This is a genomic window from Metasolibacillus sp. FSL H7-0170 (assembly GCF_038593115.1).
Taxonomy (GTDB): domain Bacteria; phylum Bacillota; class Bacilli; order Bacillales_A; family Planococcaceae; genus Metasolibacillus; species Metasolibacillus fluoroglycofenilyticus.
Map to the genome: position 1 here is coordinate 1,816,536 of NZ_CP151964.1, position 18,858 is coordinate 1,835,393.

The following is an 18,858-nucleotide window of genomic DNA, read 5'->3' on the forward strand; positions in this document are numbered from 1 at the left end:
AATCTCTAATACTACGCTACCATCTACCTATTATTCTGTATAAAATGTCCACAATACTTGACACTAAATCCAAAGCAAATATAACGGCATAGGGCCTTCTGAAAAAGACATTTTTAAAGGTTTCTTTGCGATAAATTTATTATGAATTACTGCATATTAGGTAAGTGAAGGCTATAAAATATGTTAGCTTTTAGTGACTTCAAAGAAAATGCCCCTTTTCTCATTATTAATTTTCTCTACATGGAAGTGTAGCCTCTCTAAAAGCTCAATACATTACTTTTGTTTATTTTTCATATTGAAATATCCTAAATACTCTATAATTTTTTCTAACTCATGAGTAGAATGGTCTTTATTTGTACATGCACAAATAACCTCATAGAAAAATTTTCTCATGGTCTGGTAATACATATCATTCTGTAAAGGTTCGTATCATTGAATATATTGTCAGTTTCTATAACTACAGGCGTATTCATTCATTTACAAATTATATGTCACCCATTGCATACGAAAAGCAATATTTCAAAATTTCACATAAAACGAAGGTCATATAATCAAGCCCGTTTAACCTCACAAATAATTTAAGGGTTACGCCCCGTAAATTATTTGTGAGGCGAGTAAGCGATAGCGCGCTTAGATTTAGAGCAAAATCTCAATTTTCTCTGTCCATTTTCTTGACATAGTATCAGACACTATCATATCGACTTCTTTTTGATTACTCAATACTCAAACTTTTTTGCAATATAATAAAGTCATCTCCCAAAAATTCTCTATTATAAAATAAAGAGTTTTTTTGAAGTTCCAAATTAGTATATTCAACTCCATATTGCTCAAAAAGAGTGGGAGAATTAGAGAATAAGTCCACTCCTAGTCCCAATTTATTCCCTATAATATCTACCCCTATACTACTTAAAATAGTTGGATACATATCAATAGTGGAAAACAGACGATTTTTCTCATTTATTGGTTCTTTTACTGCATTTATAAATGTATTAAACGTTACTCTTGTAAAGTCGTCAGAAATCCTTTCAGTATAATAGGTTTCTTCCTGCATACTGTTATGGTCTCCTAACAATACTATAGTTGTATCTTTATAAAATTCCTGTTCCTCTAACCATTCTAAAAATAATGCTACTTCACTAGAAGATTGCGCAAATACATTTTCATATTGGGTTGGAAAAGATTTAGGTGTGTCTTTTTCTAAATATCCATCTGGAAAATGAGTGTCTACAGTTAATAAATTAAAATTAAAGGGCTTACCATCCCTGGATAATCTTACAATTTCTTCTTTTGCCCATTCAAATAACTTTTTATCTTCAAATCCCCAAAATACAGTCTCTGACTCATCCATTTTTCCACTATTTATTGCTGAATGTAAATCAAAAATATCGTAATCCCCATGAACTTTAAAATAAGCCTCCCTTCCACCGAATTTTGCATCTGACCCAAACATAATTTTTGTTTTATAACCTTCTTCTTTTAATATATCCCCTAAAGTGATTGCACCATTTAAAAAGGAATTTTCCGTAGTATATGAATTTGCGAGTGCAGGTGGGATTTTCAAAGGAATTCCTGCAGTTGATGCAACCAATCCCGCTATTGTCCATTTGGTCCCATTTGTAGGTATAGCTCCTCCCAATATGCTTGTATTAGAAAAGTTTAGATTTTCAATACCTAATTGTTCTAATTCTGGAGTTACGGACACTTTCCAAGCCCCTCCATTCTCTTGACTCATCATAGTAGTCTCAAAAGACTCTAAATAGATTATTATTAAATTTCTCTTTTCTTCTGGAAATCGTATCTCTATATTAGATGGATTCACATAATTTTCTTCAATAAATAATGAATACTCTTGTTGCGCTAGTATGTACTCATTTATTTTAAAGGCTTTTATTGCATAGAAACTTGTTCCTAATATTAAAATAAAAATATAGATAAATTTGATTTTATAACCGAAGGGATATAATTGAATTTGTTGTTTAAAATTTTTATATCTATATTCCAAATAGAAATGATAACCGTTAGTACTGAATAAAGGAATGGAGAGTATAAACAGCAATAAAAGTAAGTCAACAATATTGTCAATAATTCCCTGGTAAATTGCATCAAAAGAAGCTCCATCTAAACCATTACTTAAATAAAAAAGCATCTCATCAACATTTATATTAGAATATTGCTTTTTAAAATACATAGAGGAAACTAATACGAATGTTATAATTAATATCAATATATACAAAGTTGAATCACTTATTTTTCTCATTTTTTCTAATCACTCTCACTCTTACTTCTATATATTTCTCAATAAAAGATACAATAACCACTACTATTATTGTTATCATAATATTTAGGATACTATATTTAAAAATAAATATATTTCCATCCATAACAAAATTAAAATTTGGTTCTTTGAATATGTATATTGTTATAAAATAACAAATATTATTTGAAAACAAAAATACAATCGGTATCACATACAATAATTTCATATAACCTTTTTTATTAATAGTATTGTATAACACCAAACCCATACACAACGGTGCAATTATTGTTAATAAATAATTTATAATTATCACTTATCAGTTTCTCCATTCTTTATTTTGTTATTTAGACCCACTAATATCATATAAATAAGCTATAGGCTTTCTGTTCTCTCAAAAAAGTAAAAAAACAAAAAAGCCAAAGTGAAGATAGTAAGAATACGTTTTCCCCACAGTCTTTAACGAGGACAACTTAAAGTTTTAAACTTACGAGATGCGATTTTCTTGAATTTCTAGCGACCAAATCCTATGAGGTTTTTCATAAGACTACACTTAAATACAGACTGATTTGTAAATATGTTCCCTTACTTTTCATGCTTAACTACATGAATATATTCGGAGTCATAATCGTACCTCTACTAAACTTGTGTATTGCAAAATAAAAGTGGTTCTTACGCGATTTTGGTGCAAGGTTAAACACAATATTTTAGGGTATAGCATATAAAAAGGATTGATTGCTATGTTTATACCTTGGAAAATTCCTGACCCATTCATTCATCTTGTATCCATCACAGAACAACCAACTGGTTATCAATTAACTCTAGCTAGTAGAAATACTGTCGCTATTTGTCCGAAGTGCAATTGTAAAACGATGAAAAGACACAGTACCTATACACGACATCTACAGGATTTACCATGTGTAGGTTTAGCTGTTACCATTCGTTTAATCGCGACAAAATGGCGTTGCCATACCACAACTTGTCCACAGCGTATTTTTACAGAACGCTTTTCGTGGCTTACGCCTTATGCAAGGAAAACCGTTCGCACCACAAACCTATTACGACACTTTGCCTTTTCTACGAGCTGCCTGGTTGCGGCGAAGCTAGCCAAAGTGGCAGGTTTATCAGTCAGCCACGATACATTATTACGTATTGTTTATCAAACAAATGTCACGCCACGAGCAATTTCAACCGTGATAGGGATTGATGAGTTTGCTTGGTGTAAAGGACATACTTACGGGACGATTATTTGTGATTTTGTCACAAGTAGAATTATCGCTGTCTTACAGCATCGTCAGCAAGAAACTGTTTCAGCATGGTTGAAACAACATCCGCATATTCAAATTGTTAGTCGGGACGGCTTGCCTGCTTTTAAAGAAGCAATTGATGCAGCCAATCCGAATATAGCGCAGATATCCGATCGTTGGCATTTTATTAAAAACTGCAAAAAACGTTTAGATGACTTACTTTTATCGACTATTTCTTCTTCTGTCGAAAGAAAACACACGCACATTGAAAAAGTAGCCCTACCTCTCGCCAAATATGAGGAACGTGCGATGGAAAGGAAAGAAAGCAAAAAACAATTAATCGCTCGCGTACAAACAGCTTATAAAGATGGACATTCAATGCGTCAATTAGCTAAACAGTTTCAGTTAAATCCACGGACAATTAAAAAATATGTCACCGCAGGTGATGCTTGGTTAGAAACACCTCGAGCGAAAAAGGTTCATCCTTTTCACGAGCGTATACTTCAATTAGAAGTAGCACGAATGACCGTCAAAAAAATTCATGCCACGCTTGTAAAAGAAGGATTTTTAGGTGCTTATGGTGCTACTCGTATGGCAGTGGAAGCGATTCGGAAAGCAAGACGTATCCAATTTGATTGTGAACAACCAGATTTAATCAAACGCCCGCAAATCAGTGCGCTGCTTTGGAAATAGTCACAACAACTTACACCTGAGCAAGCACAATGGTTAGCCTATTTATTTGACCAATACCCGATTCTTAAAGACTTTTATGACATTGTCCAAACATTTCGAAAAGCCGTTGAAGCACGTGACTATTCACGTTTTTTAAATTGGTTAACACAACAATTATCCGCTCAATCCCAGCCTTTTTATGCCTATGCTTCACGGCTACGACAAGATTTGAAGGCAGTTAAAAATGCTTTTGATTACCCATATAATAATGGTTTTGTCGAAGGACATGTCAATCGACTCAAAACAGAAAAGCGCCGATTATATGGTCGTGCCAGCGTAGTATTATTAGAGAAAAGAATGCTTTTTCGACATTAATATTTTTTTGAAATAACGATTATTTTAATTATACATAGACCTGTGCATCCAACACCAAAAGTGCGTAAGAACCATTTCTTTGGATCCAAGTCAAGATTTTGGACACAAAAAGATTAAGTTTTTTTGCTGCACAACAACCATTCATGGAGTGTTCCACATCCCAAGTAGGTTGTCAAAGTGAAAAGAGCCTTTGACAACCTACTTGGGACGTGGAGAAATAAACCCATGGATGTTGTGCCACAAAAATGTGGTGGAGAGATTGGCTCTTCCCCCATGTCTTACGCTGCTGCACGACACATTTGTTCATACGCATCAGGTGTCATATAGCCGATACGCCCATGCATACGCTGGCGATGAAACAGGGCAATTCTCGCAGTCTCAAAGCTATCATATTTCGTTTGATACACTTCTTCTTTTTTCAGTGTGGCATGAAAAGACTCGATACACGCATTGTCATAAGGGCATCCCTTGCGACTGAATGATGGTAGCATGCCATAATTTTTTAGTTGTTTTTGATAAGCGTCACTCGTATATTGTGTACCTAAATCGGTATGCATAATCAGCCCTGGTCCTGGCTTTTGAGCGTTGACGGCGTTCTTTAATGCATCTAGCACAATGTCCGTTGTCATTGTACGGGCAAGTTTGTAGCCAACAATTTTTCTCGTGTGCAAATCCATGATGGATGCCAGGTAGCACCATCCATCTCGCAGTGTATGAATATACGTAATATCCGCTACCCATTTTTCATTGATTGTTGTCGTCGTAAAATCATGCTCTAGTACGTTTTCGCGCTCCTCCACTGGTCCATCTGTTGATGTAGGGCGGTATTTCTTCGTAATCGTAGATTGAATGCCTGCTTCTTTGATGAGACGTTGTACGCGTTTGATACTGCATGAATAACCTTCTTGTTGTAATCGAGCTTGGATTTTAGGCGCACCATATCGGCCCTTGCTTTTTTGATGATGGGCTTTGATGCGCTCCAACAGGTCTTCGTTAGCAGCGTGATAGCTATTTGGCTTCTTGTGAAATACTTGATAATACGTACTTTTAGGCATCTTTAATACACGACACATCACTTGAACAGGGGAATGCTCGCTCTCTTGGGTAATCAGGTCAATCCGTTCTTGTTCGTCTATTTTCTCGCGAATATGGTCATAGCCTTTTTTAGGGTTTCTAGTTCCTGCTTTAGTCGAAGATTTTCTTTTTGGATGGCTTCAACATCCGACACAGTTAATTCCTGGGTACCTACGATGGGAGAATGTTGCTTAATCCATTTATAAATGGTTACTTCTGACACACAATATTCGCTAGCGAGTTGACTGACTGACGTTCTAGAGCGATAAAGCTCCACCACTGTTTGTTTAAATTCTTGGTTATAACGTTTTTGATTCATTTTCGGACACGACCTTTCGTTAATTCAATTGTATTGACTTAACCAAATTGTGTCCATACATCTATACTACATCTACTTACCTAAGTTTGATTTGTTGTCTAAATTAAATCAATCAAGACCCCATTTAAATTTAGTATATGACAAATCACTTTTATTACCAGTTGCTTTTTTGTGACAAATATTTCAAATTATTATCCAAACCAGCATTTTGCAGAATTTATATGTGGTTCAATAGATTATTCATTATTTAACAATCGCAGCTATTAATGATTCTATAGCTTGGTTTGATTCATCTTTAGAATCTTTCACAACCCCAAAATAAAACTTACATTTTGGTTCAGTACCTGAAGGGCGAATGGCAATCCAAGAACCATCTTGTAAAATAAACTTAAGTACGTTTTCTTTTGGCAATATTATTTGCTCTGTACTACCATTTTGAAGTGTTGCAATTCCCGTTAAATAATCTTCTACGCGCACTACCTCAATTCCAGCAACTGAATGAGGTGTATTTTCACGGAAGCTGTTTAAAATTGCCTTCATTTGATCTTGGCCATCTTTACCTTCAAATGTTTTTGAAATTAATGCTTCTTTGTAATAACCAAATTGTTTATACAAATCTTCCAATGCATCAAGCAATGTTTGCCCCTCTGTCGCATAATATGAAGCCATTTCTGCAACCTTTAAAGCGACTTGTACAGCATCTTTATCACGTACAAACGTTTCAATTAAGTAACCGTAGCTTTCCTCATAGCCAAACAAATAGCTATGCGAATTTTCAGTTTCAAATTGTGCAATTTTTTCTGCAATGTATTTAAAACCTGTTAGCGTGTTTATTGTTTCTACCCCAAAATGAGTCGCAATTGCTGTACCAAGTTTTGATGTAACAATTGTCTTCAATATAGCTCCGTTATTAGGTAATGTACCGTTTTGCTGCTTCATTGATAAAATATAATGCAATAATAGTGCACCCAATTGATTACCTGTTAAAAGCTCATATTGATTACCATTACGCACAGCTACGCCTAAACGGTCTGCATCAGGATCTGTTGCCAACAATAAGTCAGCCCCGACTTGCTTTCCTAATTCGATTGCCATTGCAAATGCCGCAACCTCCTCTGGGTTTGGATAAGAAAGAGTTGGAAAAGCACCATCTTGTACCGACTGTTCCTCTACAAGATGCACTTCTTTAAATCCAAATTGTTTTAAACCTTCTACAACTGGAACTAACCCCGTACCGTGTAAAGGTGTATACACAAGCTTCATATTATAATCAATTGCATCATTCTCTTTTAAAGTTAATAAATTACGCATGAATTTTTCATCAAAATCTTCCAAAATCCAATGAAGTAATCCATTTTGGTCAATTGCTTTTACATCCTGAACATCAATTGCAAAAATATCATCAATTTGATTCATATGTTCGATAATGGCATTGGCAGCTGCTGGTACAAGCTGCGCCCCGTCTTCCCCATACACTTTAAAGCCATTGTATTGCTTAGGATTATGGCTAGCGGTGATGACAACACCCGCAAAAGCATTTAATTCACGCACAGTAAACGACAATTGCGGTGTTGGACGAGATTCTTTATATATATATGATTTAATACCATGTGATGCTAGAACACGCGCTGTTTCTACTGCAAACTCATAAGAGAAGTGGCGTGTATCATAGGCAATAGCAACTCCACGTTCTTTAGCCATCTTTCCATTTGAGGCCACATAACGAGCTAAACCTTCAGCAACACGACGAATTGTATAAATGTTCATACGGTTCGTACCTGCACCAAGTAAACCACGCATACCGCCCGTACCAAATGCTACGTATTGATAAAAACGATCTTCGATTGCCTTTTGGTCACTAACAATTGCCGAAAGTTCGTCTGCTAAATACTCTGGTAAGTTTTGTTGCTGCCATTTATTAAATAATTCTAAACTCATCTCGTTATTCATTCTCCTTCAAAAGCTCCAGCATTTTACGTTTATAGGCTTCTACACCTGGTTGATCAAATGGATTTACTTCTAATAAACATGCACTCATCGCACAAGCTTTCATAAAGAAATAAATTAAATAACCTAAATGGTATTCGTCAAGTTTTGGCAATTCTAATTGAATAACCGGAACGCCACCTTCGGCATGGGCAAGTGCTGTACCTTGTTTAGAAATTGCATTAATTTCGTTGAATGTACGCTTCGACAAATAGTTCAAGCCATCTTCATCACGCGCATCAAACGGTACATGCAGGTCACCTTCTATTTCGTGGAAATGAAGTAACGTTTCAAACATAATCGGACTACCATCTTGAATAAATTGCCCGATTGAATGTAAGTCCGTTGAAAAATTAACGGTTGAAGGGTATAAACCTTTCTTGTCCTTCCCTTCACTTTCACCAAATAGTTGCTTCCACCATTCATGGAATTTGTTTAATCCTGGCTCAAATGAAGCAAGCAGTTCAATTGAATAGCCTTGCTCATATAGCATATGACGCATTACTGCATATTTGTATGCATCATTATTTGCCAAATCGGATACTGAAAGTTCTTCAGTTGCACGTTTTGCACCCGCCATTAAAGCACGAATATCTACACCTGCAACCGCAACAGGCAATAACCCTACTGGCGTTAGCACCGAATAACGACCACCAATCGTTGATGGAATAACAAATTGACGATAACCCTCTTTATCTGCAATTCCTTTTAAAATGCCCTTTTCTGCATCTGTTGTTACAATAATGCGCTCTGCAGCTTTTGCTCCATAACGCCCTTCCATATAAAGGCGCATTACACGAAAAGCAAGCGCTGGTTCCATCGTGCCACCTGATTTTGAAATGACGTTCACATACACTTGCTTTTTGTCTAAATGAGTAAGCAGTTCTTTAATATAAGCCCCACTCATGTTAAGTCCAACATAAACTACTTCAATACCATGTTCAGCTAAGCCAAAGTATGGTTTCAATGCTTCTTGAATCGCACGCGCACCTAAAAACGAGCCCCCTACACCAACTACAACGAGAACATCTGCACAGGCACGAATTTCGGTTGCAACACGTTCGACGGATGTAAGCAACGCATTATTATCTTGTACAGGCAAATCAAGCCAACCTGTCAGTTCGAATTGAGGCAGGCTATTGTGAATAGCTTGTACTTGATTTTTATATTTTAAAATGTCACTTTCTTCAAGAGAACAATTTAGTAATGTCGTTTTGACAATTTCTTTAATCATTATATAGTCTCCAATTTTAGTAGATTTAGATAGGTCTATTATGACATAAGAAAAAAAGAAAACCAACTTGTAACATTGTACAGGTTGGTTTTCAATAATAGTTTATGCATCTGGTGCGTGACAATCTTGCACCTCTTTAAAGAAATAATAAAAATACCCGCTAAAATGACAGGTGCTAGCACAGTAAACTTAAGCGAAGTAAAACCCCGCTATTGCAAACCGGACGAACCGATTTTTCCCTTAAAAAACATGATACATTAATTAACTATTGTTTGTGCACCCGGTGCGTGAGATGGTTATTGATCTGATTTTAGTGCATTGATTTCTTCCATTGTTAACTGTGTAGACTGTCTAATAACTTCGTCAGATATACTTTGTGCAATTCATATTTTTGCGGTTTCAATTGCTTGCGCCTTTTTACCTTCTTCTCTTCCTTTTTCAATCCCTTTATATTCCGCGTAATCCAGCTTTGCTTCTTCATCGATTATTCGCCGCCCAGTTCTTGGTTGACGAACATCACTTCTTTGATTGTATTGCGTACAGTCCGTGAGATTCGCAGTATTAATTAATATACCGTCTCACTTCGTCTAATTTATCGAATTTATAACTGTTCATCACTAATATCTTCAAACTATCGATATCAGCTTGATAAATAGCTTCTTTCATCTCTTTTGGTAATGCACCAAATTTATCCGTTAACTGCAATATTGCCACTTCGGATAAAGCCTTCGCTCCACCTATTTCCATGCCTTTTTCCATGCCTTTTTTCATGCCCTTTTCCATGCCTTTTTCTAAACCAATTTCCATACCTTCTTGTCGTAAAATATCTGCTAATGTCATAACCACTTCACTCCCTTTAGGTTGCGTTGTTTCGATTTCACGGATTATTTGTGCCATTTCCTTTTTCGTAAAGTCCTTGGCGACGGTAAAAATATAGCGCAGCACGGTTTCTAAATAACCGACCGCTGTTTGCTGATTTTCTAGTTCATTCAAATAGTAAATCGATCGGAAAATGGCATCATTTCGCTTCCCAGCGTCTTCCGATTTTAAGTCACGGAACAACGTCAATACAATTTTAAGTTGCGCTGTGCCCTTTATTTCTTCATCCGAAAAGCCAGAAACGTCAAATAGTAAAAATTCAAAATTTGGCACATAGATTTTTAACGGTTCGGGTAACTGATCGTACCCATTTAAAAGTTCTCCTAAATTCGACGGAATGCCCCAACTTTGTTGCCCATGATAAATAACGAGCGGAATAATAATCGGCAGCTCTTTTGCCTGCTCCTTATCCCGCTTTGCTTCCCAAATTTCCACCATATAACGCAGCAGCTGAAAAGCAATCCCTTTAGCTGGATAACTTTTGTGCTCAAATAGCAAATAAAGATAGCCTTCTTGTTGGCAAATATCCACCTTAAATAATAAATCCGAAAAATTTTCTTCTAACTCTTTGTTAATGAAGCTGTCTTTTTGTGGCTCCAATGTGTTAACATCCATTATATTTAGAAGCTGCTCCGGTAAGTAATTCGTAATAAAGTCCTTAGCCGTTTCAACGTTTCCCAATGTTTCTTTGAAAAATTTGTCATGCGGATTTTGGATTTCCATTCATCGCTCATCACCTCTCGCATCTAAATTGTTTCTTCTATTATACATCGCCGCTTTGCTTGATGCCAATGTGGACTATAAATAAAGCCCTGTGCAAGATTGCTGGTACACAGGGCTTTTCGGATTTTATGTTTAGGAATGCATTTCCACAAATTGTAATTAATTGCCATAATTGTTTGTTCACCCAGTGCGTGAAATTCCACCGAGTGCGTGAGATTAGACGTTCAGATTGTTTCATAAAAAACCTCCAATTTCATTTATTTTCATGATTGTCTCATGTCTAATAAATTCGTTGAAGGTGTGTTATATTTGGCGCTTACTTTTATGCCAACAACTTTTAAATCGTGAATTCAGCTATTCACGAAAATTGAGATACAACTTAATTTAAACTAAGTGCCAAATGAGGAAGAAAGACCTAAAATTGCATTTATTAATAAATAAGTAGTATATCCATTTTGACGAATCACATTTTTTGAGTTAGAAAAAGTAAGGTAGCTTCATAGAGCAATTAAAAATCATTCACGTTATTTAATAAATGACCCTCTTCCATAATCAAATAAAATGTGTACATAGATATTATATAAGTACCTGGTGCATAGAACTATAAAGTTTTTACGATCAAATCGATTACCTTTTGCTGCTCTTCTACCGTCATTTTCGAATCAGAGGGCAAACAAACGCCCGTAGCGAATAAACGTTCACTTACGACACCATCTGCTGCATGAGGATAAAACGTGCAGTCTTCAAATAGCGGCTGCATATGTAATGGCTTCCACACCGGGCGAGATTCGATATTTGCCTCATTTAGCAGATCCATCAATGCATACGGTGAGATACTAATTTTTTTAGGGTCCATTGTCATTGTAGATAACCAGCGATTTGAAAACGTCCCTTCTAATTCTGGCATCATGTCGATTCCATCTATTTCATTAAAAGCAGCCGCATAACGCTCAAAAATCGCACGTTTTTGGGCAACACGCTCATCTAACACCTCTAGCTGACCACGACCAATCCCAGCAACAATATTACTCATACGATAATTATAGCCAACGACACTATGCTGATAGTGCTTCGCCGCATCACGCGCCTGCGTTGCTAGGAATCGAGAGCGAGCAATCAGTGTCTCATCATCCGACACAAGCATCCCGCCGCCAGAAGTTGTGATGATTTTATTACCATTAAATGAATAAATACCAAAATGACCGAATGTACCGCTTTTCCTTCCTTTATATGATGAACCTAGTGATTCGGCTGCATCCTCGATAACAGGTACATCATATTGATTGCAAAGCTGCATAATTTCATCCATACGAGCACTTTGCCCATATAAATTAACAACAATGACCGCTTTCGGAAGTTTACCAGCTGTAGCCGCTTCCTGTAATGCCGTTGCCAATGCCTGTGGAGACATATTCCATGTAGTCGGCTCTGAATCAATAAACACTGGCTTTGCGCCTAAATAAAGAATCGGGTTAGCGCTGGCGATAAATGTCAACGTCGAGCAAAAAACCGTATCGCCCGCTTTAACACCTACTAAATCTAACGCTAAATGAATAGCCCCTGTACCTGAGCTCGTTGCAGATGCAGCCTTCACACCCACATACTCAGCAAGTTCACGTTCAAAACCATCGACATTCGCCCCAAGTGGTGCAATCCAGTTTGTATAGAACGCTTCTTGTATATATTTTTGCTCTGTCCCGCTCATATGTGGAGAAGACAATAAAATTCGTTTTGACATACAAAACCTTCTCTCTTTAAAAATTATTCATGAAACTTAATCGGTTTTGCTGGTGAACCAACAGCTGTACATTTTGCTGGTAAATCTTTTACCACAACAGCCCCTGCACCTACAATTGTCCATTCACCTACTGTAACACCTTGAATAATAGTAGCGTTTGTACCAAAATCCACACCTTCTTCAAATACTACATTCCCTGAAACAGATGAATTCGGTAAAATGGTTGAATAATTTTTAATAGTTACATCATGACCAATTGTACAATTCAAATTAATAATCGTAAAATTTTCAATATCAATATTAACTGTTAAAATATTTCCTTCACAAATAATATTTCCTTGTCCAAGTGTATTAAATCTTGAAATAGTCACTGTTGGGTGAATTAAGTTTGGGAATATCACATTTTCATATTTAGCTAATTTTATCACAATCGCCTTTTTCGCTTTTGGTGATCCAATTCCTAATGCAACATGAATTTCACCTTTTCCTTCTAACCACTCAGCACCACCTAATACAGGTAGTTCATTAACTGTAAGCCCATGATTCTCCTCATTGTCATCTAAAAAACCAAGAACTTCCCATTCATTTGATGCTTTATTAATGTCTTCGATCAAATGAACTACCTCACGTGCAAAACCGCCTGAACCGTAAATTACAATATTCTTCATAGTTACTGACTCCCTCTAAATTTCTCCATGGTTGCTTGCCCTTCTTGACTAATTCCCTCACTGACAAAAACTTTTTTCACTGTCAGTAACAAAATTTTGAAATCCAACCACAATGACCTATTCTCTATATACCACACATCATACTCGAACTTCTGCTCCCATGAAATAGCATTACGACCATTCACCTGTGCCCATCCCGTAATCCCCGGACGTACATCATGACGACGCGCTTGTCTATCATTATATAGCGGCAAATACTCCACAAGCAACGGCCTTGGACCTACAAAACTCATATCGCCCTTTAGGACATTCCATAACTGCGGCAGCTCATCCAAACTCAACTTCCGCATCAATTTCCCAAACGACGTCAAACGCACTTCATCCGGTAACAATTCACCTTGTGCATCGCGTGCGTCCGTCATGGTACGGAACTTATAGACATGAAACACCTCACCACGTAAACCCGGGCGAGATTGCTTAAACAGCACAGGTGAGCCAATTTTCAACCGAATTAGCAATGCCACAATACCAATCACGGGAGACAACACTACTAACACTACAATACTTATCACAACATCTAATAGTCTTTTCATCATTTCGCTCTCAATTCCCCAAATTTTTACAAACGATTTTCCACTTGTTCATTTGTCTAATATTTCCAATACCGAAAATAATAAAACGATGAACGGTGTTTGTCAATATAGTTGTCGCATCAAGCTATTTTATTTCTCTACTAAATTCATATTTAATTCATTCAAATCCCCAATTCAATAGAAGCTAGCGCGCTGTGCTTGCTGTCCTGTTGATGTTCAATGGAAAGAAAATCGCTTTCCATTGAACATCAACAGGGAAAAGGGGGATTTTTTTATTCCTGAGCGACTTCTTTTATCGGATTCAGTGCTACTTGTTGTTGCGCTGACCAATTGCGTGTTTGCACAGCCCAACGCTCTGGATGCTTCTGTTTAGCTTCTTCATACACTTCTTTTCTTTTCTCTAAAATTTCCATATGTTTACCAGTATGGCACTGCACTGGCGTCACAAATTTCAAGGCGCTATGTAAATGCACTTCGTTGTACCAGCGGATAAATTTTAATGCCCAAGCACGTGCTTCCTCTACGGACTTAAACCCTTTTCGTGGGAAATCAGGACGGTATTTCAACGTCCGAAACATCGCTTCTGAATAGGGATTATCGTTACTGACACGTGGTCTTGAATACGAGCTTTGAATGCCCATTTTCTCCAGAAACCCTTGAAAAGTGGAGGCTTTCATCGGGCTGCCATTGTCCGAATGAAGGACGAGTGGCGCACCTTGAATTTTTTCATTCAGTACCGCTTTTTGTACCAGTTGCTCCGCATATTTTGCTTCTTCGGTTTCCCAAACCTCCCAGCCGACAACCTTGCGACTAAATAAATCAATGATTAAATAAAGACGATAAAACATGCCTTTCACAGGTCCTGCTAGCCACGTAATGTCCCATGTCCATACTTGATTCGGTGCCACAGCGAGATGACTTTCTGGTATCCGTTTCGTCGGTTTTTGACTAAAGCCTCGGTGATTTTGCATCTTTTCTTCGCGTAATACACGGTAAAATGTTGATTCTGAAGCGATGTACGTCCCTTGATCGGCTAACTTTGGGACAATTTGTGTTGGTGGTAAATCGGCATATTCATCTTGCTTCACTACGGTTAAAATCTCTGTTCGTTCTTCTTCAGATAGCTTATTTTTCGGTATGGGACGCTTGGCGGTAGGACGTCTATCCAACTGGATTTCACCGTCTTTTACCCAACGTTCATACGTGCGAACACTAATATGCAATTCTTCACATGCCTTTGCCAATCGCGCCCCATTTCGATTCGCTTCTTGAATTAATTCTACTGCGAGTTTGCGATTTGACGGGTCAATCATTCGTCCTCTTCGTCCCCCCAAATCGCTTGGGCCTTTTTTCGAAGGAGTAATAAGGCTGCTGCTTCTGCCAATGCCTTTTCTTTCTTCTGTAAATCTTTCTCCAGCGCCTTTGCCCGTTGCTTTTCTTCCTTTAATTGTCCATTCAACTGCTTCGCTTGATCAAATGCCTGACCATTTGCCTGAAGACAAACTTCTTTCCACGTCTAGATCTGTTCACGATATAAGCCTTTTCGACGACAATATTCCGCTAACTCAGCTTCATTCATCGAGAAGGTTTCCATTACCACTAAAAATTTATCATGGCTGCTCCATTTGTCGCTTGTTTGACCATTGCCAGGTGTTGCACTACCTGTTGCACGTGCTTCCTTGCGCCATTTATATAGGGTGGCTTCTGTAATGCCTGTTTCCTCATTTATTTTCGCTACCGCTTCGTTTTGTGGTGGCATCATGCGTGCAACAACAGCTTGTTTTTGTTCAGCCGTGTAGCGGATACGTTCTCTTTTCATTGTCATTCGTCTCGACCTCCGTGTTTTTACTTTACTATACCACGTAAGCTCGGTACGACATCTATCCTAACAGAGGGGGAGTGCCAGAGCGATAAAGCTCCACCACGGTTTGTTTGAACTCTTGATTGTACTTTTTTTGACTCATGTCGGACACGTCCTCTCGTATAGGTTATTTTACTAACTTAGCGTGAGTATGTCCATGACTCTATATTATATCCAAACTTAGTGTAGCCTATCCACGTATCAATTTCACACTCACAGCAAAAATTTGCTTCATATATCCCTTAAAAAATAAATAATTTAAACCGAGAAAATACACCGAGACTATTACTAGCACAATAAAACCTTTTAATATAAACTCAACAAATCCGTTTATCATCATATATTCCCAAAGTATAAACAATACAACCACCGATGCTATTACATTCAAAATACACATTCGAATTATGGATTTCATACTTGTATATAGTATATTTCTATACGTATATCGAATTTCTAAGTATGCTAACACCAAATTTCCAAGAATCATCGCCATTAAAATACCATATAGCTGATATTGAAACGAGAGTATTAACATAGAAATTAATAAAACAACAGTCGTGATATACTGCATTTTTTTATTTTCTTTAAATGCCCCAACAACTTGCATTAATATTCCACTTGGAATATGGATAATTTCTAGGAATGCTATAATACACAACAAAATAGCAATCTTCATATCCAAATAATTTATATCTGTAACACCATTCGTATATAATTTTACAAAAGGTAAGATTAACAATAAACATACTGTTAATAAAATACTGGATAGGATTACAGTTAACAATTGATACATTAAAAATTTTTCTCTAGCATTATCAAGATTCTTTTTATCTGCTAATAATTGCCCAAATGCATTAAATGGTGCATTAACAAATGCATAAATAAATGTCTTGATTAATGTATAGATCATATGATATACGTTATAAACACTTGTCACCATAGTGCCTAATGAAAATGAAATATACAAGATAGGGGCCGTACCATAGATTAAACTAGTAATCTTAATACTAATGACAGACGGCATTTCTTTTAAAAATTCATAATTTTTTAGTTTGTAGTTAAAATCATATTCAACATATCTCTTTTTAGATATTCTCCAAATCCAAATACTTCTAACTACAAGGAAAAACATAATCCAAAAGCGAACAATCGTAATGTCACTATGCAAATAAATACTTATAATAGCAGCAATTTGCCCTAAAACATTTGTTACTATATTTACCAGAGAAAGTACGTATTCACTTTGAGACACATCGTATAAAGGTTTGTATCTCATTGTAAAGAAAATATACACAACTGTTGGTATGATGGCCATCAAGAATAAAATTAAAATAATATCAGTAGCAACTGTTGTCTTTAAATATTGAGGTAGAAATAGCGAAATTAAAAAAGCAATAACAGCGAGTATGACTGCAATATATCTAAACACATTTTTAGAAGCAGATAGCAATGCGTTTATTGCGCTTTTCTCACCCTCTACGTACGGCTTATACAATTTCGAGTTAATTGCTACACCTAATCCAGCTTCCAATAGTAGCATAACGGTAATTATCTGAGTAATAACGACATTTAATCCATTTATATCTGACCCGTATTCAGTAATCGTGAGTTGTGTTAACCACAGTCCTAATAAAGCCGTAATGGGAAGAGACGCTGCATTTACAATAAAGTTTATTGCCGTTTTTTTTGACCTCATTATTTACTACCTCATCTTTTCCGTCATCTTCCTAGCCACATATTCAGGGGTATATTCAATATAATTTTCTTTCACTACTTCAAAAGGCAATTGTTTCTCTGCATGAGATACAATGAAGTCACATAATGAATTAACCTCATCTTCTGTTAATGTTTGCTCAGTTTCTTTTATTGAATAAGAGTACTCATACGCCCCTAGTATACGCTCGCATAAGTCTCCTTCAAGCGAATAGAAATTCAATATAGGCTTGCCCGTCGCAATATACTCAATAATTTTACTTGGTGCTTGTGTTAAAGTTTTATTACTCAAGTTCAATAACACTTGTGAAGCGGTAGTCATTTTAATAACTTTTTCTTTCCCTTGTCTACCATGTAAAATTATATTTCGGGGATTTCTCTGTTTATACTGATTTACTAAATCCTCACATCCAAACCCCATTATATGTAACTTTACATTTGGTAACTTACTAAATACACATTCAAATATTTCGAGCATCTGTTTAGGATTGCGAATATCCTCATAAAACATACCAGCGTACAAAATATTTATGTCATCTAGTTTCGAAAAATCCAATTCTTTTACTAAATCATTCTTTATAAGATTTGGCATACGAATAGGCGTAATTTTATTGATAAAAACATTTAATTCTGACGAGACAACGGTTGGATACATTTCTTCAGTCACAAAGACATGTTCAGCTTTTTCATACCAATTCATCTCTTTCAATAAATGTTGCTTTTTCAATTCAGTATTTGTCAAATCGTGCGTTGGATTATACGTAAATAAATCCAATTGTAAAATGTAAAAAGGAATATTTTTGGCACTAGAAACTTCCAATGCAGCGTCTAGATTGTCAAAAGGCGCGCCCATCGCCAAAACAAAATCATATGTTTCATTTTCATTGATAATGGCTTTACTTGCATTATTAGCCCAAGCAGTACTGTATAAAAAACCATTTCTCTTTGATAATATGTACATTGGAAATAACATAATTTTTGATAATAAATTTGCTGCTTTACTAAATCTATGTCTCTCTATTTTTCTTGCCCATTCATGTCTAGCAATTAGAGCATTATCTGCCCAATAACTTAATCTTGTTATGCGATAATCATCTTTAACTTCATGTTCAAGAGAATCATTGTCACTTTTCATGCACACTACATGAAGTTCGACTTGCTCTTTCCATTTATCGATTAAATTCCCTAAGCACGCTATACTTCCATTTGATAAAGGGTAATATTCTTTTGATATAATCAATCCTTTTTTCATATTTACTCCTATTTCTTTAATAAATAATGATTAGCTCTCCTTACCTCAAACCACTCGATTTACGTAATCTGTGTACGATAGTTAATTCGCAACACTTTATCACACACATTTGGCATACTATACTCAGATACGTTTCTTCACTTAATTTCGCTACTGATTCATTCTGTGGTGGCATCATACGTGCAACAATCGCCTGCTTTTATTCAGCTGTGTGCCGTACGCGTCCTCTTTATAATTACATTTGTCTGATCTCCGTGTTTTTATTTAAAA

11 protein-coding genes and 1 pseudogene are annotated in these 18,858 nt (G+C 36.4%); 1 reads left to right on the forward strand and 11 read right to left on the reverse strand.

Annotation, left to right across the window (positions count from 1 at the left end):
* Nucleotides 1-712: 712 nt before the first annotated feature.
* The gene (locus MHH70_RS08480; RefSeq protein ID WP_342473066.1) at nt 713-2,257 is read right to left on the reverse strand and encodes an LTA synthase family protein; all 1,545 of its coding nucleotides are present in this window, start codon (nt 2,255-2,257) and stop codon (nt 713-715) included.
* A gap of 737 nt (nt 2,258-2,994) precedes the next feature.
* On the opposite strand from MHH70_RS08480, the gene MHH70_RS08485 reads away from it, so the two are divergent.
* On the forward strand, nt 2,995-4,194 hold the full coding sequence (locus MHH70_RS08485) for an ISL3 family transposase (protein ID WP_342473067.1): 1,200 nt from the start codon (nt 2,995-2,997) through the stop codon (nt 4,192-4,194).
* A gap of 632 nt (nt 4,195-4,826) precedes the next feature.
* Here MHH70_RS08485 and MHH70_RS08490 read toward each other — a convergent pair.
* From MHH70_RS08490 to MHH70_RS08535, 10 genes and pseudogenes are all read right to left on the reverse strand, one after another.
* Nucleotides 4,827-5,941 (reverse strand): IS3 family transposase gene (locus tag MHH70_RS08490; protein ID WP_342473068.1). Its coding sequence is split into 2 segments (ribosomal slippage): nt 4,827-5,716 and nt 5,716-5,941, totalling 1,116 coding nucleotides; the frame shifts between segments, so codons are not numbered across the junction.
* A 243-nt stretch (nt 5,942-6,184) separates the two neighbouring features.
* Nucleotides 6,185-7,879 (reverse strand): phospho-sugar mutase, encoded by a 1,695-nt coding sequence (locus MHH70_RS08495; protein WP_342473069.1) that lies wholly within the window; start codon nt 7,877-7,879, stop codon nt 6,185-6,187.
* A gap of 4 nt (nt 7,880-7,883) precedes the next feature.
* The gene (locus tag MHH70_RS08500; RefSeq protein WP_342473070.1) at nt 7,884-9,161 is read right to left on the reverse strand and encodes a glucose-6-phosphate isomerase; all 1,278 of its coding nucleotides are present in this window, start codon (nt 9,159-9,161) and stop codon (nt 7,884-7,886) included.
* Nucleotides 9,162-9,722: 561 nt separating this feature from the next.
* Complete coding sequence (locus MHH70_RS08505) at nt 9,723-10,763, reverse strand: Rpn family recombination-promoting nuclease/putative transposase (protein ID WP_342473071.1); 1,041 nt, start codon at nt 10,761-10,763, stop codon at nt 9,723-9,725.
* 601 nt (nt 10,764-11,364) lie between these two features.
* Complete coding sequence (locus MHH70_RS08510; protein ID WP_342473072.1) at nt 11,365-12,501, reverse strand: aminotransferase class I/II-fold pyridoxal phosphate-dependent enzyme; 1,137 nt, start codon at nt 12,499-12,501, stop codon at nt 11,365-11,367.
* 23 nt (nt 12,502-12,524) lie between these two features.
* The gene (locus MHH70_RS08515; RefSeq protein WP_342473073.1) at nt 12,525-13,169 is read right to left on the reverse strand and encodes an acetyltransferase; all 645 of its coding nucleotides are present in this window, start codon (nt 13,167-13,169) and stop codon (nt 12,525-12,527) included.
* 2 nt (nt 13,170-13,171) lie between these two features.
* Entirely contained in the window at nt 13,172-13,762 is a 591-nt protein-coding gene (locus MHH70_RS08520) for a sugar transferase (RefSeq protein ID WP_342473177.1), read from the reverse strand.
* 272 nt (nt 13,763-14,034) lie between these two features.
* A pseudogene (locus MHH70_RS08525) lies at nt 14,035-15,581 on the reverse strand (IS3 family transposase).
* 232 nt (nt 15,582-15,813) lie between these two features.
* The gene (locus MHH70_RS08530) at nt 15,814-17,319 is read right to left on the reverse strand and encodes a hypothetical protein (protein ID WP_342473074.1); all 1,506 of its coding nucleotides are present in this window, start codon (nt 17,317-17,319) and stop codon (nt 15,814-15,816) included.
* A gap of 6 nt (nt 17,320-17,325) precedes the next feature.
* Nucleotides 17,326-18,588 carry a glycosyltransferase gene (locus tag MHH70_RS08535; RefSeq protein WP_342473075.1) on the reverse strand — a complete coding sequence of 421 codons (1,263 nt, stop codon included), beginning with the start codon at nt 18,586-18,588 and terminating at the stop codon, nt 17,326-17,328.
* Nucleotides 18,589-18,858: the final 270 nt, after the last annotated feature.